The organism is Sphingopyxis sp. (genome assembly GCF_019459305.1).
Taxonomy (GTDB): Bacteria; Pseudomonadota; Alphaproteobacteria; order Sphingomonadales; family Sphingomonadaceae; genus Sphingopyxis.
In genome coordinates this window covers 1-18,488 of record NZ_JAIBES010000110.1, presented here as the reverse complement: position 1 = coordinate 18,488, position 18,488 = coordinate 1, and the positions used below count along the sequence as shown (strand labels likewise).

Annotated in this window: 18 protein-coding genes and 2 tRNA genes; 11 read left to right on the top strand and 9 right to left on the bottom strand. The window is 61.9% G+C overall.

Translation table 11 applies throughout. The features are described from left to right. Window positions 1–30: 30 nt before the first annotated feature. Both K0M74_RS13270 and K0M74_RS13265 read right to left on the bottom strand, forming a co-directional pair. Entirely contained in the window at window positions 31–1,080 is a 1,050-nt protein-coding gene (locus tag K0M74_RS13270) for a Glu/Leu/Phe/Val dehydrogenase dimerization domain-containing protein (protein WP_293973175.1), read from the bottom strand. 122 nt (window positions 1,081–1,202) lie between these two features. Further along, window positions 1,203–1,279: transfer RNA gene (locus K0M74_RS13265), tRNA-His, on the bottom strand. A 112-nt stretch (window positions 1,280–1,391) separates the two neighbouring features. Here K0M74_RS13265 and K0M74_RS13260 point away from each other — a divergent pair. After that, window positions 1,392–2,072: a 2OG-Fe(II) oxygenase gene (locus K0M74_RS13260; protein WP_293973172.1), complete on the top strand. Its 681-nt coding sequence runs from the start codon at window positions 1,392–1,394 to the stop codon at window positions 2,070–2,072. Window positions 2,073–2,120: 48 nt separating this feature from the next. Here the strand turns inward: K0M74_RS13260 and K0M74_RS13255 are convergent, their stop codons facing one another. Next, the gene (locus K0M74_RS13255) at window positions 2,121–2,867 is read right to left on the bottom strand and encodes an SIMPL domain-containing protein (RefSeq protein ID WP_293973169.1); all 747 of its coding nucleotides are present in this window, start codon (window positions 2,865–2,867) and stop codon (window positions 2,121–2,123) included. Between the two features lie 234 nt (window positions 2,868–3,101). Here K0M74_RS13255 and K0M74_RS13250 point away from each other — a divergent pair, with 234 nt between their 5' ends. Beyond that, complete coding sequence (locus K0M74_RS13250; RefSeq protein WP_293973204.1) at window positions 3,102–4,778, top strand: ATP-binding cassette domain-containing protein; 1,677 nt, start codon at window positions 3,102–3,104, stop codon at window positions 4,776–4,778. 119 nt (window positions 4,779–4,897) lie between these two features. On the opposite strand, the gene K0M74_RS19880 is transcribed toward K0M74_RS13250, so the two are convergent. Further along, window positions 4,898–4,948 carry a hypothetical protein gene (locus K0M74_RS19880; protein WP_366932668.1) on the bottom strand — a complete coding sequence of 17 codons (51 nt, stop codon included), beginning with the start codon at window positions 4,946–4,948 and terminating at the stop codon, window positions 4,898–4,900. A gap of 297 nt (window positions 4,949–5,245) precedes the next feature. On the opposite strand from K0M74_RS19880, the gene K0M74_RS13240 reads away from it, so the two are divergent. Further along, a complete protein-coding gene (locus K0M74_RS13240; protein ID WP_293973166.1) occupies window positions 5,246–5,806 on the top strand; it encodes a helix-turn-helix transcriptional regulator in 561 nt (186 codons plus the stop codon). Between the two features lie 126 nt (window positions 5,807–5,932). Next, window positions 5,933–7,102 (top strand): glycosyltransferase, encoded by a 1,170-nt coding sequence (locus K0M74_RS13235; protein WP_293973163.1) that lies wholly within the window; start codon window positions 5,933–5,935, stop codon window positions 7,100–7,102. Here the strand turns inward: K0M74_RS13235 and secF are convergent. The 3 genes from secF to yajC are packed head-to-tail and all read right to left on the bottom strand — an operon-like array spanning window position 7,099 to window position 10,089. Further along, window positions 7,099–8,079, bottom strand: a complete 981-nt coding sequence (gene secF, locus K0M74_RS13230; protein WP_293973160.1) for a protein translocase subunit SecF — start codon at window positions 8,077–8,079, stop codon at window positions 7,099–7,101. The two genes, K0M74_RS13235 and secF, sit on opposite strands and share 4 nt — an antisense overlap. A gap of 12 nt (window positions 8,080–8,091) precedes the next feature. Further along, window positions 8,092–9,705 (bottom strand): protein translocase subunit SecD, encoded by a 1,614-nt coding sequence (secD, locus tag K0M74_RS13225; RefSeq protein WP_293973202.1) that lies wholly within the window; start codon window positions 9,703–9,705, stop codon window positions 8,092–8,094. A 54-nt stretch (window positions 9,706–9,759) separates the two neighbouring features. Continuing rightward, window positions 9,760–10,089, bottom strand: coding sequence for a preprotein translocase subunit YajC (yajC, locus tag K0M74_RS13220; RefSeq protein ID WP_088440730.1), 330 nt, complete (start codon window positions 10,087–10,089; stop codon window positions 9,760–9,762). A gap of 270 nt (window positions 10,090–10,359) precedes the next feature. Here yajC and K0M74_RS13215 point away from each other — a divergent pair. Further along, window positions 10,360–10,436: transfer RNA gene (locus tag K0M74_RS13215), tRNA-Pro, on the top strand. 255 nt (window positions 10,437–10,691) lie between these two features. On the opposite strand, the gene K0M74_RS13210 is transcribed toward K0M74_RS13215, so the two are convergent. Together K0M74_RS13210 and K0M74_RS19875 are read right to left on the bottom strand one after the other, a co-directional pair. After that, on the bottom strand, window positions 10,692–11,036 hold the full coding sequence (locus tag K0M74_RS13210) for a helix-turn-helix domain-containing protein (RefSeq protein ID WP_293973156.1): 345 nt from the start codon (window positions 11,034–11,036) through the stop codon (window positions 10,692–10,694). Next, window positions 11,029–11,349 carry a type II toxin-antitoxin system RelE/ParE family toxin gene (locus tag K0M74_RS19875; protein ID WP_366932666.1) on the bottom strand — a complete coding sequence of 107 codons (321 nt, stop codon included), beginning with the start codon at window positions 11,347–11,349 and terminating at the stop codon, window positions 11,029–11,031. The genes K0M74_RS13210 and K0M74_RS19875 overlap by 8 nt, the downstream gene beginning before the upstream one ends. Before the next feature lie 851 nt (window positions 11,350–12,200). Here K0M74_RS19875 and K0M74_RS13205 point away from each other — a divergent pair. The 6 genes from K0M74_RS13205 to K0M74_RS13180 are packed head-to-tail and all read left to right on the top strand — an operon-like array spanning window position 12,201 to window position 18,028. Continuing rightward, window positions 12,201–12,698: a spore coat protein U domain-containing protein gene (locus tag K0M74_RS13205; protein ID WP_293973153.1), complete on the top strand. Its 498-nt coding sequence runs from the start codon at window positions 12,201–12,203 to the stop codon at window positions 12,696–12,698. A 57-nt stretch (window positions 12,699–12,755) separates the two neighbouring features. Then, complete coding sequence (locus K0M74_RS13200; RefSeq protein ID WP_293973150.1) at window positions 12,756–13,448, top strand: fimbria/pilus periplasmic chaperone; 693 nt, start codon at window positions 12,756–12,758, stop codon at window positions 13,446–13,448. Between the two features lie 14 nt (window positions 13,449–13,462). After that, complete coding sequence (locus tag K0M74_RS13195; protein ID WP_293973147.1) at window positions 13,463–14,194, top strand: hypothetical protein; 732 nt, start codon at window positions 13,463–13,465, stop codon at window positions 14,192–14,194. An 8-nt stretch (window positions 14,195–14,202) separates the two neighbouring features. Beyond that, window positions 14,203–16,677: a hypothetical protein gene (locus K0M74_RS13190; RefSeq protein ID WP_293973144.1), complete on the top strand. Its 2,475-nt coding sequence runs from the start codon at window positions 14,203–14,205 to the stop codon at window positions 16,675–16,677. After that, complete coding sequence (locus K0M74_RS13185) at window positions 16,674–17,594, top strand: hypothetical protein (protein WP_293973141.1); 921 nt, start codon at window positions 16,674–16,676, stop codon at window positions 17,592–17,594. The genes K0M74_RS13190 and K0M74_RS13185 overlap by 4 nt, the downstream gene beginning before the upstream one ends. Further along, window positions 17,594–18,028: a hypothetical protein gene (locus tag K0M74_RS13180; protein WP_293973138.1), complete on the top strand. Its 435-nt coding sequence runs from the start codon at window positions 17,594–17,596 to the stop codon at window positions 18,026–18,028. The genes K0M74_RS13185 and K0M74_RS13180 overlap by 1 nt, the downstream gene beginning before the upstream one ends. The last annotated feature ends 460 nt before the right edge of the window (window positions 18,029–18,488 follow it).

The following is an 18,488-nucleotide window of genomic DNA, read 5'->3' as shown; positions in this document are numbered from 1 at the left end:
GCGAACGGACTCGAGGAGCCGCGCTTAAACTTACCCCCGCCCGATCAGCTTCTGCGCCATCCGGTCCGCAACCGCCGATGCCGGCGCGCCGCTCGCCTTGCTCTCGGCCCATATTTCTGCCAGCCGCCCAGGGATCAAATGGATCCGGCTTTCGACTTCCTCCCGGCTTCCCTGCCCCAGATATTCGAGCGCAACGTTGATGATGCCACCCGCGTTGATCACATAATCGGGCGCATAGACGATACCGCGATCGTGGATGCGCTGGCCGTCGGCGGCGGTCGACAGCTGGTTGTTGGCGCCGCCCGCGACGATCGGCACGCGCAGTTTCTCGATGCTGCGCTCGGTCAAGATCGCGCCCAGCGCATTGGGGCTCAGCACATCGGCTTCGATTTCCATGATCGCCGCCGAATCAGCCAGGTCAGCGCCCAGCTCTTCAGCCAGGTCCTTGGCGCGCGCCAGATTGACGTCAGCGAGGGTCAGCTTCGCGCCTTCGGCCGCCAGTCGCCGTGCGACGCCGCCGCCAACGCTGCCGACGCCCTGCACCGCGACATGCACGCCGTTCGCGCTGTCTGTTCCCAGCCCCTGCTTGATCGCCGCCTTGATGCCCAGATAGACGCCCAGCGCGGTCAGTGGGCCAGGATCGCCGCCCGCTTCGCCGCTCGCGACGGGAAGCCCGCTGACATGCTTGGTGTGTCTGGAAATCGCAACCATGTCGGCATCGGACATGCCGACATCCTCGGCGGTGACATAAGCGCCGCCCAGCGATTCCACCGCGCGGCCGAACGCCGCGAGCAGTTCGGGGGTCTTTACCGCGCCCTCGTCCGCCAGAATCACGCCCTTGCCGCCGCCCATCGGCAGCCCGGCCATGGCATTTTTATAGCTCATCCCGCGCGACAGGCGCAGCGCGTCGGTGATCGCCGCCGCACGCTGGGGATAGTGCCAATAGCGCACGCCGCCCGCCCCGGGGCCGAGGTGCGTCGAGTGGACCGCGATGACCGCGGTCAGCCCGCTGACACGATCACGGAACATGTGGACATGCTCATGATCGTCGAAATCGGCAAAATCCCACACTGCGGACATAGCAAACCCTCGCGTTAAAAAATTACGTGAAGATGTAATAATCAAACGCGCGCGAAGAGTCACGCCGTTTCCACGGCGAAAAAATCTTGGATCAAATAACTCTCGATCAAATTTAACGGAAATGGGGCGACCAACGGGGCTCGAACCCGCGACCTCCGGTACCACAAACCGGCGCTCTAACCAACTGAGCTATGGTCGCCACATATGCGAAGAGGGCGCAGAAAGCGGCCTCGACAGCGCGCGGCGATAGGCGCGCATCGCCCCGTTCGTCAAGCATTGTTCGCACGCGCTTCCCTGCTAAGAAGCGCACCATGGCTGCAAATGAATTTGTCGACATGACGACCTCCGGCGCCGACCGCACCGCGGCGCGGCTCGCCGCGGTCCCGGGTATCCGCCGCGCGCCGACGCCCAAGCTCGAACAATATATGCTGCCAGGCTTTCTCGACGCCGAAGCCTGTGCCGGGTTGATGGCGCAGATCGACCGCGACGTCCGCCCCTCAACCATCGCCGATCCCAATGGCGACGAAGCGTTTCGTACCAGCACGACGTGCGACCTCGATCACCGCGACCCGCTGGTCATCGCGGTCAACAATCGCCTCCACGACCTTACCGGGATTGCGCTTGCATATGGCGAGCCGATGCAGGGCCAGCGCTACGACGTCGGACAGGAGTTCAAGGCGCACACCGATTACTTCGACCCGCACGGCGCCGACTGGGAAACTTATTGCGCGATCCCGGGGCAGCGCAGCTGGACGCTGATGATTTACCTCAACGAACCCGGCGCAGGCGGCGCGACGCGCTTTCTGGCGACTGGCAAGCTCCACCAGCCCGAAACCGGCAAGCTGCTCGCGTGGAACAATGTCCGCCCCGACGGTACTGCCAACCCTGACACGCTCCACCACGGGATGAAGGTGCGCAAGGGGCGCAAGTACATCATCACCAAATGGTTCCGCGAACGGCCTTGGCCGTGGGCGGAGGGCGAGTTGGGTTAAGCTCGACGAACGGAAAGTGGGAGTCGACGTCAGCCGACTCCCATCAGATTACCGAACCAACCGATACTGGAAATTCAGCGTCAGCGTATTTGACACGCGGCCCGGCTCGACCGGGGTCGCCTTCCCTGCCGCATCCATCGCCTGCAATCGCACCATCGGCATCGGCGGGTTCGGGCCAAAGCCGCCGCCCTCGCTGATCGACACCAGCTCGGCGCCGCGGAAACCCGCAAGCCGCGCATAGTCCGCCGCCTTCGCTTCGGCAGCCTTGATCGCGGCGCCGCGCGCGCCGACCAGCTGCGCGTCGGGATCCTTCATGCCGAACGACGGTCCGTCGATATTGGTGCCGCCCGCGGCGACCAGCGCATCGAGCAGCGGGCCAATGTCGGCGATCTTCGACGTTGTCGCGCGAACGCTGTTGCTCACCTGATAGCCCAGGAAGCGTGGCGGCTGGCCATTGCCCTGATTATTATAGTCATACTGCGGCGACAGGCTGATGCCGCTCGTCTGGATGTCCTCGGCCTTGATCCCGCGCGCCTTTGCGGCAGCAATCAGCTTGTCCATCGCGGCGGCGTTCAGTCGCATCGCCTCGACCGCGGTCGGCGCGGTGGTGGTCACCCCGGCGCCAACAGTCGCCTGATCGGGGCGCGAGCGCACCTCCTCGCTGACCGAAAAGGCCAGGATCGGTCCCTGCGTCGTCGCTGCGGTCACCGTCGAACCTCCCTGCTGCGCAAGCGCGGGCGTTGCCGCGATCAATGCCAGTCCGGTTGCCATAACGGCGAACAATTGCTTCGTCATTTCATTCTCCTGTTGGCCGGACCCCCGGCCAGTTGTGAAATCTGGTTCCGTAACGCTGACGGAACAGACCCGTTCCGGCCTTTGCGCGGACGGCGCTTGCATGATGCTGAACGCGCCAGTAGCGAGCCGTTCATAATGGCAGCACCGATTTTATCTTATGAAGGCCTTGGCCTTGTTCAGGGCAGCGGCTGGCTGTTCGAGGATCTCAACATCTATGTCGGCTAACGCGACCGGCTGGCGCTGATCGGCCGCAATGGTGCAGGCAAGACCACCTTGCTCAAGCTGCTCGCGGGCCAGATCGATCCCGACAAGGGCAAGCGCGTCATCGTCCCCGGCACGCATGTTGTGATGCTCGAACAGGAACCTGATTTTTCGCCCTTCGCAACGCTGATGGATTTCGCCGTCGCGGCGCCCGCCGCGCCCGAAGCCTATGAGGTCGAAGCAATCGCCGACCAACTCGGCATCGACTTGAGTCGCACGGCCGCCAGCGCCTCAGGCGGCGAACGCCGCCGCGCTGCGCTCGCCCGCGCCCTCGCGCAAAACCCCGACGTCCTGCTGCTCGACGAGCCCACCAACCACCTCGACCTTGCCGCGATCGACTGGCTCGAAAGCTGGCTCGCGCGCTACACCGGGGCGTTCGTTGCGATCAGCCACGACCGTACGTTTCTCACGCGCCTGACGCGCCAGACTTTGTGGCTCGACCGCGGCAGCATCCGCCGCAAGGAAATCGGCTTCGGCGGCTTCGAGGAATGGAGCGATGCCGTCGCCGCCGAGGAAGCGCGCGCCGCGCAAAGGCTCGATTCGAAGCTGCGGCTCGAGGCACATTGGCTCGAACGCGGCGTCACCGCGCGCCGCAAGCGCAACCAGGGCCGCCTCGAAAAGCTCAAGGAAATGCGCGCGACCCGCGCCGCGATGATCGGTGGCCCCGGCGTCGCCAAGCTCGGCCTCGCCAACGACGATGTCCGCTCGAAATCGGTGATCGTCGCCGAGAGCGTGTCAAAGAGCTTCGGTGACCGCATCATCATCAAGGACTTCGATTTCCGCGTCCAGCGCGGCGACCGCATCGGCATCGTCGGCGCCAATGGCGCAGGCAAATCGACCCTGCTCAAGCTGCTGACCGGCGAGATCCAGCCCGACAAGGGCAAGATCACCCTCGCCCCGACCCTCGACGGCATCGTCATCGACCAGCAGCGCAGCCTGATGTCGCCCGACAAGACCGTCCGCGACATCCTCGCCGACGGCGGCGACTGGGTCGAGGTGCGCGGGGTCAAAAAACATATCCAGGGTTATCTCAAGGAATTCCTGTTCGATCCCGGCGTCATGGAAGCCAGCGTCGGCGCGCTCTCGGGCGGCGAACGCTCACGGCTGCTGCTCGCACGCGAATTCGCGCGCGAATCGAACCTGCTCGTCCTCGACGAGCCGACCAACGACCTCGACCTCGAAACGCTCGACCTGTTGCAGGAAGTCATCGCCGATTATGCCGGCACGGTGCTGCTCGTCAGCCACGACCGCGACTTCCTCGACCGCACCGTCACCGTGACGCTCGGCCTCGACGGAACCGGCAAGGTCGACATTGTCGCCGGCGGCTATGCCGACTGGGAGGCGAAGCGGGTCAAGCCGGACAGCATCAAACCCAAGGCCTCAACCGCCGCCGCCTCGCCCCCACCGACCGCGCGCAGGAAATTGAGCTACAAGGATCAGCGCGACTATGACCTGCTACCGGGCCGGATTGAGGCGATCGAAGCCGAGATGTCGGCGGCGGAAACCGAGCTGTCGGACGGCACTTTGTTCACGCGCGACCATGCAAAATTCACCGCGCTGACGGGCAAGCTGGAAAAGCTGCGCGAGGAAAAGGCCGCGGCGGAAGATCGCTGGTTGGAACTGGCCGAAGAGGTTGAAGCACTCCAATAACCGTCACCCCCGCAAAGGCAGGGACCGCTAGCAGCGTATTCCGGCGCTGCCACCTCCCCATCGCTGCGCGACAGGGAAGATCACCGGCAGCAATTGGTCGTTCGGACCTTACGCCCCGGCTAACCCAGCCTATAAAACCGCGGCAACCGATCCAGCGCCAGCCTCAGCACCAGCTTTCCCGACCGCGCTGCCCAGCCCCTTCTCCGCCCCGGCACTCCCCTCACCCGCCCACATCACCCGCCAGCAAATGTCGGACGGCCAGGCGATCGGGCTCTCGGCCATGTTGACCGCCTCCTGCCGCATCATCTGCGGGCCGCTTTTGTCGCGATCGATGCGGTCATCGCGATGCAGGCGGGCGGCTAGCTGGCGGGCGGTCATTCCAATCTCCTTTGGCCAGAAGACAGGCGTTGACACTGGAATATTTTGCAGGAAATAAGAAACCGATTTGGTTATTTGAAGGTTTTGCGATGATCAACAGCATCCGCGCCGTGCGCCGCGCCAAGGGCCTGACGCTCGAGGAGGTCGGCGCGCGCTGCGATCCGCCGACCACCGCGCAGACGATCGGCCGCCTCGAAACCGGGACGCGCACGCTGTCGCTTGGCTGGATGAACCGTATTGCCGCGGCGCTGGGAGTCGAAGCTGCCGAGCTGGTGCAATTGCCGCAGGATACCCAGCTGACGATCACCGCGCACCTTGGTGCCGATGGCGCGCAGGCGCCGACGCGGGTCGAACAGGCGCTCACCGCGCGCCCCGGCGAAGACATGATCGCCGTGCGCGTTACCTCGTCGATCGGCGATTACCGCACCGGCGACGAAATCTGGTGCCGACGGATCGAAGGCGACTGGACCAGCGCGCTCAACCGCGATCTCCTCGTCCCGCGCCCCGCCGGGCGCTTTTTCTTCGCGCGGCTGCTCAACGTCGATGGCGAAAAACTGCACCTGCTGCCGCTCGGCACCGGCGCGCGGCAACAGGTGGTCAGCAACCCGCCCTGGGCCGCGATCGCGGTGCGATTGATCCGCACGCTCTAAGACAGAGGACCATATCTTGAATTGTCATTGCGAGCAGCCGAAGGCGACGCGGCAATCCAGCGCGTGCGTGAACGGCTCTGGATTGCTTCGCTCCGCTCGCAATGACCAGGGGATGAAAGTGGACATATGACCGACCTGCTCCGCGTCCTGTCGATCGCCACGCTCTTCCCCGACGCCGCCCGCCCGAACTTCGGCCTGTTCGTGGAAAAGAGCCTGCGCGCGTTCGCCGCGCAGCCAGGGATTGAACTCACCGTCGTCGCGCCGGTCGGCCTGCCGCCCTTCCCGCTCTCGCTGCTCCCGCGCTATCGGAGGCTCCGCACCCTGCCGCGGACTGAAAGCTGGAACGGCCTCACCGTCCACCGCCCGCGCTTCCCGCTAATCCCGCGCATCGGCGCGCGCCTTAACCCGGCGATGGTCGCGCGCGCCGTGCTGTCGGCGGTGTCCGGCCAGACCTTCGACGTCGTCGACGCGCAATTCTTCTACCCCGACGGTCCCGCCGCGATGCGCGTCGCCGCCGCGCTCGGCCTCCCCTTTTCGGTTAAGGCGCGCGGCGCCGACATCAGCCATTTCGGCCATGATCCCGCGACCGCACCGCAATTGATCGCGGCCGCCGACAAGGCCGCGGGCCTGCTCGCCGTTTCCGACGCGATGCGCCGCGACATGGCCGCGATCGGCATTGATCCCGCAAAGGTCACCACCCATTACACGGGGATCGACACCGCCCGCTTCTCGCCCGGCGACCGCGCCGCCTCCCGCGCGGCGCTCGGGATCGATTCCTCCCCGATGATCCTGACCGTCGGCGCCCTCATCCCGCGCAAGGGACAGGCGCTCGTGATCGAGGCGCTCGCCGCGCTGCCCGGCGTCCATTATCGGCTCGCCGGCGCGGGCGAAGCAGAAGGCCGCTACCGCGCGCTAGCGCAGCGGCTCGGCGTCGCGGCGCGCGTCCATGTCATGGGTCAGGTCGCCAACGCCGAGCTGCCGCAGCTCTATCGCGCTGCCGATGTCGTCGTGATGCCGTCGGTCAGTGAAGGCCTGGCCAATGCCTGGGTGGAGGCGCTCGCCTGCGGCACCCCGATCGTCATCAGCGATGCGGGCGGCGCCGCCGAACTGGTGACCTCGCCCGTCGCGGGGCGGATTATCGAACGGACTCCGGACGCTATTGCCCAGGCGGTTCAGGCGATCCTCGCCAACCCGTCCGCCCCGTCAGACGTCGCCGCCACCCTGGCGGATCGATTCGACTGGGACCGCAACGGCCGCGAACTGGCCGCACATCTTAGCCGCTGCGCGGGTCGTTAAACCACCGCGCCGTCGTCCTTGCGCTCGACCCGCTCGCCGCCGTCCATGCCCGCGGTCGTACGTGGCACAAAGCTGTGCGGTCCGACCTTCAGCCACACCAAAATTGGCGCCGACATATACATCGACGAATAAGTGCCAACAAAAATGCCGAGCAGCATTGCGGCGGTAAAGCCGAAGATCACGTCGGGCCCAAAGACCAACAGCATGCCTAGCGCGATCAGCATCGACAGACTGGTCATCACGGTGCGCGCCAAGGTCTCGTTCAGACTGAGGTCGAGCAGCGGGACGATCTCCATTTTGCGATATTTCTTCAGATTCTCGCGAATGCGGTCAAACACCACGATCGTATCGTTCAGCGAATAGCCGATGATCGTCAGCAACGCGGCAACGATGTTGAGGTCGAACTGCATCTGCGTCAGCGCAAAGAAGCCGAAGGTGATCGTCACGTCGTGGAACAGCGCGAACAGCGCCCCGACCCCGAACTGCCATTCGAACCGGATCCAGATATAGATCGAGATGCCGATCATCGCGAGGATCAGGCTGAGCGCTCCAGTCTGCAGCAGCTCTTCGGACACTTTGCCCGACACGGTTTCGACCGAACCCGTTTCTGCGTTCGGGAACGCCGCTTCGATCCCGGCAACGAGTTGCTGGCCGGCGCGTTCGGCCGCGGCCTTGTCGCCTTCGGGCAGCGCGGTACGGATCGAGATCGCGCTATCGGACCCGAACTGCTGGATCGTCGCTTCGCCCAGCCCGATCGCGCCGACCTTTTCGCGGATCTCGTCGATCGGCGGCATGGCCTGGGCGAATTCGACGCGAACCGACTGGCCGCCGACAAAGTCGACCCCCAGGTTCAATCCGCGTACCCCGACCAGTACTAGCGAGGCGATGATCGAAATCACGCTAATCGCCATCGCGATATGCCGCCATTTCAGGAACTGGATATTGGTGTCGTCGGGGACGAGTTTCAGCAGGCGCATCTCATCGCTCCCTTAAATGTTGATCGTGGTGGGACGATTGGTGCGCAGCCAATGCGCAACGAACATCCGTGTGACGGTAACGGCGGTGAAAACGCTGGTGATGATGCCGATGGTCAGCACCACGGCAAATCCCTTGATCGGGCCCGAGCCGAACCAGAACATCAGTGCCGCAGCGATGACATTGGTGACGTTGGCGTCGAAAATCGCGCGGCTCGCTTCAGAATAGCCAAGGTCGATCGCCTGATAGATCTTGCGCCCACGTTTCAATTCTTCGCGTATTCGTTCATTGATCAGCACGTTGGCGTCGACTGCGGCGCCGATCGTCAGCACAAACCCAGCAATACCCGGCAGTGTCAGCGTCGCGTTGAACGCCGCCATGATCGCAATGATCAGAAACACGTTAAAGACCAGCGCCACGTTGGCATAGATGCCGAAGCGGCCATATACGACGATCATCAGCGTCAGCACCGCGACGGTTGCAATGATCCCAGCGATTGCCCCCTTGCGGATCGAATCTGCGCCCAGTTCGGGTGTGACGGTGCGCTCTTCGACCACCGCCATCTTCACTGGCAGTGCGCCCGAGCGCAGCGAGATCGCCAGCGCATTGGCACTCGCGACCGAAAAGCTGCCCGAAATCTGGGCACTACCACCCAGGATCGGTTCGTTGATCGACGGCGCCGACAGAACTTTGCCGTCGAGCACCATTGCAAAACGCTTGCCGACATTCTGCGCGGTCACCTTGGCAAAGGTGCTCGATCCGCCCGAATCGAAACTGATCGACACGACCGGCTCGTTCGACTGCGGGTCAAAACTCTGCTTGGCGTTGATCAGCTGCTCGCCGCTGATCATCACCTGACGGCGCAGCACCTCGAACGTTGCTCCGCTGCCCTCGCCTTCGGCATAGGGGACGATTTCGCTGCCCACCGGCACACGACCCGCGGCGGCTTCGGCAGGGTCGGCGTTGGGGTCGACCATGCGAAATTCCAGCCGCGCGGTCTTGCCGATCAGTTCCTTCAGCTCGGACGGATCCTGCAATCCCGGAACCTGCACAACAACACGGTCGTTGCCTTGCCGGATGATCGTCGGTTCGCGCGTGCCCAGATCGTTGACGCGCTTGTCGATGATGTCGCGCGCCGAATCCATCGCGTCGGCGACCGCCTGCGTTTGGCCCGCGGCAGTCGGCGTCATCACGATCCGGGATGTGTCGATGATGTCGATGTCCCAGTCGCGCTGGCCCGTCATCGCCGCGCCCTGGGTCTGGCTGAACAAACGGTCACGTGCATCGTCGAGCTGTGCCTGGTCGCGGATCAGAAAGCTGATCTTGCCGCCCTCGGTCGCCAGTTCGCCAATCGCGATATCATCGTCGGGGCCGCGCTCGCCGTTCATCGCGGTACGCACGGTCTTTTCCATAGTGGTCAGCTGCGTCTTGCGCAGGTCGTCAATGTCCGCCTCGAGCAGCAAATGGCTACCCCCGGCGAGGTCGAGACCCAGGTTGACCTTTGCCTGCATGAACGACGGCAGATTGTTCAGGGTCTTTTCGGGCAGGAAGCTGGGGATAGAAAAGAGGACGCCCAGCAACAGGATGATGCTGATGCTGATGGTTTTCCAGCGCGGGAAATCGAGCATGATCTGATGGTCCGATAGCATGCGCGGGGCGGCAGCGACGCCGACCCCGCCGCGTCAGTCGTTGGCGGGCTTGCCGCCGGGCTGCATCACGTCGGCCAGGGTCGCCTTGACGACCTTGATCTTGACGCCCTGCGCGATTTCGACGTCGGCGTAGTCATCGTCGACGCGCGTCACCTTGCCGACGATGCCGCCGCCGGTCACGACCTGGTCGCGCGGCTTGACCGCGGCAATCTTGGCGCGATGTTCCTTGGCGCGCACCTGCTGCGGACGGATCAGGAAGAACCAGAACACGACAAAGATCAGCAGATAGGGGACCAGCATCAGGAAGCCGGCGGCCCCGCCGCCCGATCCTGCCGCCTGCGTCATAAGCAAGTTGGTCGACATGAATGAAAAACTTTCGATTAGAAATGCTGCCCGATCCCCGCGGAACCAGTGCACAGAATGGCGCGGCGCCTATCACGCAGGGGCTTGAGGCGCAACCGTCGCAGCGCGCTCCTCCCTTATGACAAGCGGGCCTGAAATGGGAAACGTAGCGTCCGGATCAAGGCATGCCGATCGCCGCGCGAACAAAATGCCGCCTTAGTTCGGAGACATGATGGCCTTGCATAGCCCGCCAAGGCGCGCTAGGGGCCACGCCTGCCCAATCGGGCCGGTCGGGACGTAGCGCAGCCTGGTAGCGCATCACACTGGGGGTGTGGGGGTCGGAGGTTCGAATCCTCTCGTCCCGACCAATTATTTCAATGACTTAACACCTCCTACCCGCTGCGAAATGCGGTGCGGGCAGGTTATGGGCAGGCTGCTATTAGTGCCGCCAAGGTGGATCAAATCCCCATCGAATCCTTTAGTCTCGTCCCTGCTGCCGCCGGACAAGCCCAGCCGGACACATAGCGCGGGGGACATCATAGGCTTTTGCCCCCGCTGTAACTTCAGCAGTCCGGATTTAAATGGACTTCACAAAGTCGGCGGGCGGACTGCCGTCGATAGTGTCAGGCTGCCAGCGGCGACGACAAGCGTCGGCTCGCAGAACGGCCGCGCGGCGCAACCGAGATTTGGATCTGCACATCCCTGTTGAGTCGGCCTAGAATCCGCATCAGCCGGTCGACGGTGAAACGGTCGAGCTTAATCTGCCGGATGCGAGAAAAATCCGCCGCAGCGAAGCCGGTGCGCACTTCGGCGTCACGCACCGTCAGTCTCTCTTTGTCGAGCGCCTTGACGATTTCGGCGGCGAGGATCGCGCGAAGCTGGCGCAGGTTTGCGTCGGGTACGTCGAAGTCGGCGAAGACGTTGCCGGAGCCGCGCACCAGTTCAATATCGTCTTTCTGTTCAGCCATCGAGCATCTCCTTAAGTCGTTTGACGCGCTCACGTACGAGGTCGATTTCGTGGCGCGGCGTCGAAATCCCTTTGGTCGATTTCTTCTGAAAAGCATGAACCACCCAGATTTCATCGCCCAATTGCAGCGCGTAAACGACGCGATAGGCGTCGCCGCGCTCTTTGATCGCCAGCTCCCAAACACCCGCCCCCAGCCCGGCTAGCGGCTTGGCAAGATCAGGCGTCCCGCCATCGGCGACGATGGTAAGCGCATCGAGTGCCCGGTCGATCGCGCGGGCCCGAAATGCCTCGAACTCCTTTCGCGCCGCCTTGATCCAAGAAATGGTGCGGAGCGTTGTCGAGACATGCTGCTATGTAGTCATATTTGCCAACAAAGTCAATCTCTATGACGATTGGGGTTGGGAGTGGCAAGGCGGTCCAGCCGGATTGAATCATAACTTCGAATACGACCAGACCGGTGGCAGCGCATCTTCCATCGTCGGAATACGGAGCCGTCCTCCGATTTGCTCGGCTAACTTGGCCGAAGCGTCACGCTGTCAAAAATAGTCAATATCTTTCGACGTGTAGGGACCGAAATCGGCCAGTTCGCTCACCGAGCTGTAGCGCTCGGCGCAGATATTCAGCGCCTGCCCTCCAACGATGAATGCTCCATCGGAGAAAGTCAGAATGGATGCGATCCGATAGACGATCGCGGCTGGAAGCGTACCGTCGTTCAGGCCGCTATGCCCTGACGCTCAAGCGAGGAGCCAACGATCTGGAGCGGTGCGAGGAAACCGTTGCGCAGACACCCGCACTCATGGCTGATCGACACGCTCGCCAAGCCGGAAAAGATCACCCGGCAAAGCAAATCGGAAACCCATGCTGCGGTCCGAACTGGGCTGAAAAAATCGCTTACGATCGCTTTGTCGACGGCTTGCAAATGCGGCGCGGGCCGACGTTAAATTTAGGTTACGAAAGTAGAGGCCCGACCAGACTGCCTTTTTGTTTTTACAGGATTTTCCTGATTTGAGACATTGCATGGTTAAGAATAACTTAAGTTTCTTGCACCCGTTGCGAATCTCCCCAATGAACATCGGCACGCAATCCATCGATTCGACGGAGGCGTATGCGAGGGGGCGGGGTCGCAGTTCCTTCCACATCACACTTGAAGAATGAGGAAGTTAATATGAAAAAGATGTTTCTTGCCGTTGCCGCTGTCGCCGTTGCCGCTGCCGTTCCTGCCACTGCACAGACCGGCACCACTGTTACCGGCACGGCCAATGGTTCGATCGACGTGCCGCTCTCGGGCACGCTCGCCAAAAAGTGCATTCTGTCGTCGTTTCTGAACGGCCCGTTTGACGCGCTCAACCTGGAAACCACTGCCGTCCAGGGTGCTGAATCGCTGTCGCTGAACTGCAACTATGGCGGCACGGCCAGCGTGACCTTTTCGTCGGCTAACGGCGGCGCGATGAAGAGCGGCGCGAACAGCCTGCCCTACAACTTCATTCTGTCGGGCTCGCCGCTGAGCTCGGGCGTGTCGCTCGCGACGGCGCAGACCTGGGGCGGCTTCCCGGCCGTGACCAACTCCGCTCAAACCCGCAGCATGAGCGTCCAGCTCACGAGCGCGGCAACGGTTGCTGGCACCTACACCGACACGGTAACCGTGGCAGTGCAGCCGAACTAAGTCCTAAGGGGTTCGGTCCGTTCGCGGCCCGAACCCCTTTTCACTTCGGGGGAAGACATGCGCCAACTCTATTCAGCATTCGCTGCATTCCTGATTGCCGTCGCCGCCATTGTACCGGCGACCGCGGTGGACGTTCAGCCGGTGATCAATGTTATTCGGCTGCCGCAGGATGCTCGCGGAATTTCGGTGGCGATTTCCAACCCCAGGCGTGTCCCCCTCCCCGTTACCTTCGATATCGTCGAACGCGAGATCGAACTTGACGGGAGCGAAAAGACCAAGGCGGCCGACGAAGAGTTTGTCATATTTCCACCGCAGGCAGTGCTGCAGCCCGGCGAAACCCAAGCGGTCAGGATCCAGTTCGTCGGCGATACGCCGACCATGTCGCGCTCGTTCACAATGTTTACCACGGAGGTTCCGGTCGACCTCGAGAGCTCGGGTCTTTCGGGAGTCCAGCGCATCCTGAGGATCGGCGCATCCATTCACGTTGCACCGCAAGGCACGGCGCCGAAGCCGGTCATTGCGTCCGCCGTCAGCGAGGGTAGTGGAACACGGATTGTCATTCGCAATGAAGGCAATCGCTTCGTTTATCTCGACAATATCTCGCTACGCTTCGACGAAACTGTTGTTGAAGGTTATGAACTAGCCAATATTGGCGGGCGCACGCTCATCCCGCCGGGGGCCTCGCGCAGTATTCTTGTGCCGAACGTAGCGGGCGAGCCGACCGTGCGGCTGTTGCCACCCATTCTTTAACGTCAGGGATTTAAATGACCGCGGTGCGGGCCATATTAGCCGTTGCCGCTTGTTTCTGCCCTAGCCTGGTTTCAGGGCAGCAGGTTTCGCCGATGGTTTTGGAACTGCCGTCGTCCGATCCAGCTGAATCTCGTACCATCATTTATCGCAACACCGCGACCTCTCCGGTTGCCGTGGAAACCGTGGTCACCCTACGGAGCTACGACGAACATGGCGTCGCAACCGACGTTCCCGCGGCAGATCACCTGATCGTCTTTCCCGAGGCCTTCTGGGCATCGCCTAGCGACAGCCAGAATGTTAGCGTACGTTATACGGGACCCCGTCCGCTGGACATGTCTAAGATGTATGTCATTGGATTTCGTGAAGTCCCCCTCAACGTTAACCCGGTCACCCCCGCGTCGGGTGTCACCATCCGACTTGAGTTTCGGGCGATAACTCATGTCACACCCGATCGGGCGACGGCCGACATTGAAGTCGGCGAACGGAGCGCGGCGACCGATGGGACCGTTAGCATCGAGCTTATCAACCGTGGCAACAAGTTCGCTCGTATCGATGAAGGAAGTCTCGCGTTCGGCGATGGCATCGGCGCCACAACGATACCGGGCCAGGCTTTGCTCTCGGATAGCGCGCCGGCCTGGATCCTGCCAAATAGCCGACGCGTTCTAACGCTCCCCGCCGCCCAACACCCGCTTGTCGCGGAAGATGCGGCTCGCCCTCGCTGGATCACCGACACGGCGCGGCAATGAGGTTGCGCATGCCGCACGTTCCACCGTCATACGGCACGTTGGCCTCGTTGTGCGTACTGGCCGCGTTGCCCGCGACCGCTTCTGCAGCGACGCCCTTGGCACCCACAACCTCCCCCGGTGCGTCGAAATATGTCAGCATCAACCTTCCTCTGATGATCGACGGTCGGTTTGTCGGCGACCTGTCGGTCGCTATTGACCCCAAGGAAGGTGACTTCAGACTACCGGAGACGGAGTTCCGCCGCCTTGTGGCGGATAAGCTCGATCCGTCGGTCGCTACACAATTACTCAGCTCCCTTGCGGGAAGAGAATTTTTCACGACCGGCGACTTTGCCGCGCTCGAGCTTGAACTAACGTATGATCCCCGTCAGTTGGAGCTCCGCCTAAAGCTACCCACGGATGCCAGCAGAGCCGGGACCATCAGTATTTCGGGATCGATCGGAGCGATCAATGATCGTCAGAAACTTCCCGAAGAAGCCGTCTCAGCCTCAGCCATCATTACCCTGGCGCAGGACGCCATTCACGATCGACGCGGCTTTCAAACGCTCCCGCTAAGCGGCAGTGGATTGCTGAGCGCGAATCTCGGCGGCAAGCGTGGCGTAAGTGTATTTTCCGAGTTCAGTATCGGGGGTGTGACCGATCGCCAGCTGCTCCGAGGTCAGACTTTCATCGTGCACGACGACCTGGAGCGCGTCGTCCGCTATCGCGTTGGCGACTTTGCTGTTCAGGCGGAAGGATTTCAGGGCAGTCCGTTGCTGGGGGGTATCGCAATCGAGCGTACATATCAGGAGTTGCAGCCCTCGCGCAACATTCGGCCGTCGGGCCTATTTCGCTTCGAACTCAGTGAGCCGGCGATCGTCGAGATTACGGTAAATGGTGCACCTGTGCGGACCATGCGCTTGGAGCGCGGTCAATATGACATTCGTGATTTCAACTTTGTCGGTGGTCTGAACGAGATAGAAATCTTCGTCCGCGACGATCTTGGTCGCCGTTCGATCGCCAGGTTCAGTCAGTTCTTCGACTTCAACCTGCTCTCGCCCGGAATTGATGAATTCGGCTTCTATGTTGGCGTAAAACAGTCCCGCGGCGACAATGGGCAAATCCGTTATATCCGAGACGAACCGGTTGTATCGGGGTTTTATCGCCGAGGTTTGAGCGCCAATCTCACGATCGGAGCTGACGGTCAGTTTGAGCGGGGACGGGCCATGCTTGGTGGCAGCGTCACGCTGGCTCAAAACATCGGAACGTTCGCCTTTATCGGAGCGGTGTCCGACACGGCCGGGCGACGAGGATCGCGCTTCCTTGTCAGCTATCAGAAGAGCCTGGAAAATTTTTCCATCCTGCGCCTGCCGGTGGTCAATCTCGAAGTGGGTTATACATCGGGCCGGTTTGCACCGATTGGCGGCCGCAACGAACTCAATCTCGTCGATGTCGAAGTTCGCGGGCGTCTCGCCGCGATGCTCCCGGGGGGAACAAATATCGGTTTGTCAGGCAGCTACTTTTCGCGTCGTCGCGGGCTATCGGGCAGCTATTTGATCAGTGCCACCGGATCACGAAATGTAGGCCCGTTTACGGTATCTCTGACGGCCGAGCGCGCGCGCAGCTTCGAGAAACGGACCGACCACCGGGCTCTGCTCACCATCTCGCTTCCGCTCGGTCAACGTGGCAACCTGCGTTCAAGCGTCGACACCCGGAAATCCACAGCACAGGTGGACTGGAGTCGGTTCAAGGGCGATGCGCTTGGTGACTGGGGCGGTCGAGCGAGTTTGCAGCGGGACGCCGATGGTCTGTCGGGCAGCGGCGAGTTTGGATATAATCACAACCGTGCGGCCCTGTTCGTTCGCTACGACGCCACCTCCAGTCCCGGTTTACGCCAGGTCACGCAGCGCGCCAGCATTACCGCATCGACGCAAATCGTCATGGCCGGTGGACGTCTGGCCGTCGGGCGGCCGGTCGGGCCGAATTTTGTAATCGCCTATCCGCACGCCGGCCTAAAGAGCCGCGTAGAAATTGCGCAGGGTGTTGAGCTCGAGGCCGCCCAGTCCCGCTCCGGCGCCTGGGGTCCGGCACTCGCGAGTGCATCGACTCCCTACAGCGTGCGCCGCCTGACGGTGCGCGCGCCCGATGCGCCGGCCGGCTATGACCTCGGTCAGGGCTATTATCACGTCGAGCCGGGCATTGCTTCGGGCTTCAAGATTCAGGTCGGAAGCGACGCGTCGCTCACTGCGATGGGGCTCATGCAAACGGCGACTGGCGAGCCAATTGCGTTGCTTGCCGGCTCCATTCAGTCGCTGGACGCGCCCGGTGCAGCGCCTGTGCTGTTCTTCACGAACGCAGCAGGACGTTTCGTTGCGATCGGGCTGCTTCCCGGGCGACACCGGGTCAATCTGGGCGCTGGGCAGTTTACTGCCGAGTTTACGCTGGCTGCTGGCGATGGAAATGTTATCAAGCTCGGTACGGTCCGGGCTGAGGGAGAGGCACCATGACACGCTATATCTGCTTCGTTCTGGCACTGATCGCAGCTTTCTGGGGCAGTCATATCGCGCATGCCAGCTCCGGTCGCGGATGCGAGGCGACGATCGACCCCTCGACAAGGCTCATCCGTCTCATTTACGATCCCTTCGACGCCGATACAGCATCGGCTTCGGTCGAGTTTGTTGTCCGCAGCAAGGCCGGACGCGATTGCGCATTTGCGGTTACGGTGTCGGGCAAGGGAAATCGCCTCGAGCGCTGGTTAGCGCTCGGCGGCGACACGCTGAAATACGACATATCGCAGCAGGGTCGCAATGTGCCGAACGAGCTGCAATTCGGGAACGATCTCCTTCCCTTGAAGCGATTTACCGGACAGGAAGACCGCTTCGAATTCCTGTTTCGCGTTCGCAACGGTGAATTTGCTCGCTCGGGCCAATATCTCGACCAGGTCACCGTCCGGCTTTTCGAGATCGGAAATGGCCCGCCACGCCAGATCGGACGCGATTATGTGATGCTCGTCATCGCGCTGGTTCCTGCCCGTGCCCAAATAACCCTCGCTGGTTCGAACTCCCAGATTTTTGGTGCCAATCCGGCGGGCTCGATTGATTTTGGTAGCCTTTCGACAGGAGTGCAAAGACACGCGTATCTGCAGGTGCGGTCGACGTCGCCGGTACTTATCAAGCTTGACTCGCGGCATGACGGTCAGTTGAGACACGCAAGCTTCGGAAATAAGGTCGGGGCGATATCCTATCGGCTGGCAATTGACGGTCGTCCAGTAGACCTGGGAACTGGCCCTGCCTATCTCGTCCGGAATCCGCGTAACGGCCTGCGAGCAGACAATTATCAGATGGACTTTCGAATTGGTGAGGTCACAAACCAAGTCGGCGGTCTCTACCAGGATGTCCTGACGATCGCAGTGGAACCAAACTGATGAAGACGCTGCCCGCAACTGTGATAGCAGCCTTTGTTCTGCTGTCGTCACCTGAACGGTCACTAGCCGTGACCAAGGACAGCGCCGATATCGCATTGAAAGGCCAGCTGCCGCCGCGATGCACATCCGAGATTACGACCGGAACACCCCTAATAGGGGCGGACCTGGTTCTGACGATATGGGTGCAACATCGCTGTAATACGGACAGCAAACTCGTGTTAAGGGTAGCTCCGATCAGCTCGCAGCCGTCATTGCAGTTCTCAGCGACCTACCGCGGCGCCCAGCAGATCGCTGAACAGCAAGGCGAGATCGCATTCCATATCAGCGGACCAATCGATGCAAGTTCGCCCCTGGTTTTGACAATTCCCGGCATGCCAGCGAGCGAAGCTGCTGCCATTCTTTCCAGCATTTCTGTCGATGTGTCGCCTACCTAATCACCTGGACCTGAAGTTCGGCTCATTGTTTCTGGCAGAAGCGTTTGCGGCTTATTCTACTCGGTTGCGACGATTATCCGCTCGATCTGTTCGGGCAGCTGGTTGGCATAACGCACCAGCCGCGCGCGCGGTCGGTCAAAGCCTCGAGCCCGGCCTCCTGGTAGCGGCTTAAATTTTGTACCGGGTCTTTCGGCAACTCCCAAAAGACCGGCAAACATCGCTCATGCCTTCACCATCCAGAGGACGCGCGATGAAGCGTATACGGTCGTCCATTACCGAACACTCCTTCCATGGCATCGACACCTCCCGCAAAGTGAAATGTGTTACCCATGTGTCCGGTACGGTTCGTCACCTATGTCTCGGGCCGCTGATCTGTCATCACGCGATGAGTCTGGCCGATTGCGGCCATTCATTGCGGCGTCTGTAGTCCGGCAAAGCGCCGCGCGGCGGCCCCCCGCCC

Excerpts from the sequence above, each read along its gene's own strand:
- K0M74_RS13270 (WP_293973175.1), bottom strand. The coding sequence starts at position 1,080 with ATGTCCGCAGTGTGGGATTTTGCCGATTTCGACGATCATGAGCATGTC.
- K0M74_RS13260 (WP_293973172.1), top strand. The coding sequence starts at position 1,392 with ATGGCTGCAAATGAATTTGTCGACATGACGACCTCCGGCGCCGACCGC.
- K0M74_RS13255 (WP_293973169.1), bottom strand. The coding sequence starts at position 2,867 with ATGACGAAGCAATTGTTCGCCGTTATGGCAACCGGACTGGCATTGATC.
- K0M74_RS13240 (WP_293973166.1), top strand. The coding sequence starts at position 5,246 with ATGATCAACAGCATCCGCGCCGTGCGCCGCGCCAAGGGCCTGACGCTC.
- K0M74_RS13235 (WP_293973163.1), top strand. The coding sequence starts at position 5,933 with ATGACCGACCTGCTCCGCGTCCTGTCGATCGCCACGCTCTTCCCCGAC.
- secF (WP_293973160.1), bottom strand. The coding sequence starts at position 8,079 with ATGCGCCTGCTGAAACTCGTCCCCGACGACACCAATATCCAGTTCCTG.
- secD (WP_293973202.1), bottom strand. The coding sequence starts at position 9,705 with ATGCTCGATTTCCCGCGCTGGAAAACCATCAGCATCAGCATCATCCTG.
- yajC (WP_088440730.1), bottom strand. The coding sequence starts at position 10,089 with ATGTCGACCAACTTGCTTATGACGCAGGCGGCAGGATCGGGCGGCGGG.
- K0M74_RS13210 (WP_293973156.1), bottom strand. The coding sequence starts at position 11,036 with ATGGCTGAACAGAAAGACGATATTGAACTGGTGCGCGGCTCCGGCAAC.
- K0M74_RS13205 (WP_293973153.1), top strand. The coding sequence starts at position 12,201 with ATGAAAAAGATGTTTCTTGCCGTTGCCGCTGTCGCCGTTGCCGCTGCC.
- K0M74_RS13200 (WP_293973150.1), top strand. The coding sequence starts at position 12,756 with ATGCGCCAACTCTATTCAGCATTCGCTGCATTCCTGATTGCCGTCGCC.
- K0M74_RS13195 (WP_293973147.1), top strand. The coding sequence starts at position 13,463 with ATGACCGCGGTGCGGGCCATATTAGCCGTTGCCGCTTGTTTCTGCCCT.
- K0M74_RS13190 (WP_293973144.1), top strand. The coding sequence starts at position 14,203 with ATGCCGCACGTTCCACCGTCATACGGCACGTTGGCCTCGTTGTGCGTA.
- K0M74_RS13185 (WP_293973141.1), top strand. The coding sequence starts at position 16,674 with ATGACACGCTATATCTGCTTCGTTCTGGCACTGATCGCAGCTTTCTGG.
- K0M74_RS13180 (WP_293973138.1), top strand. The coding sequence starts at position 17,594 with ATGAAGACGCTGCCCGCAACTGTGATAGCAGCCTTTGTTCTGCTGTCG.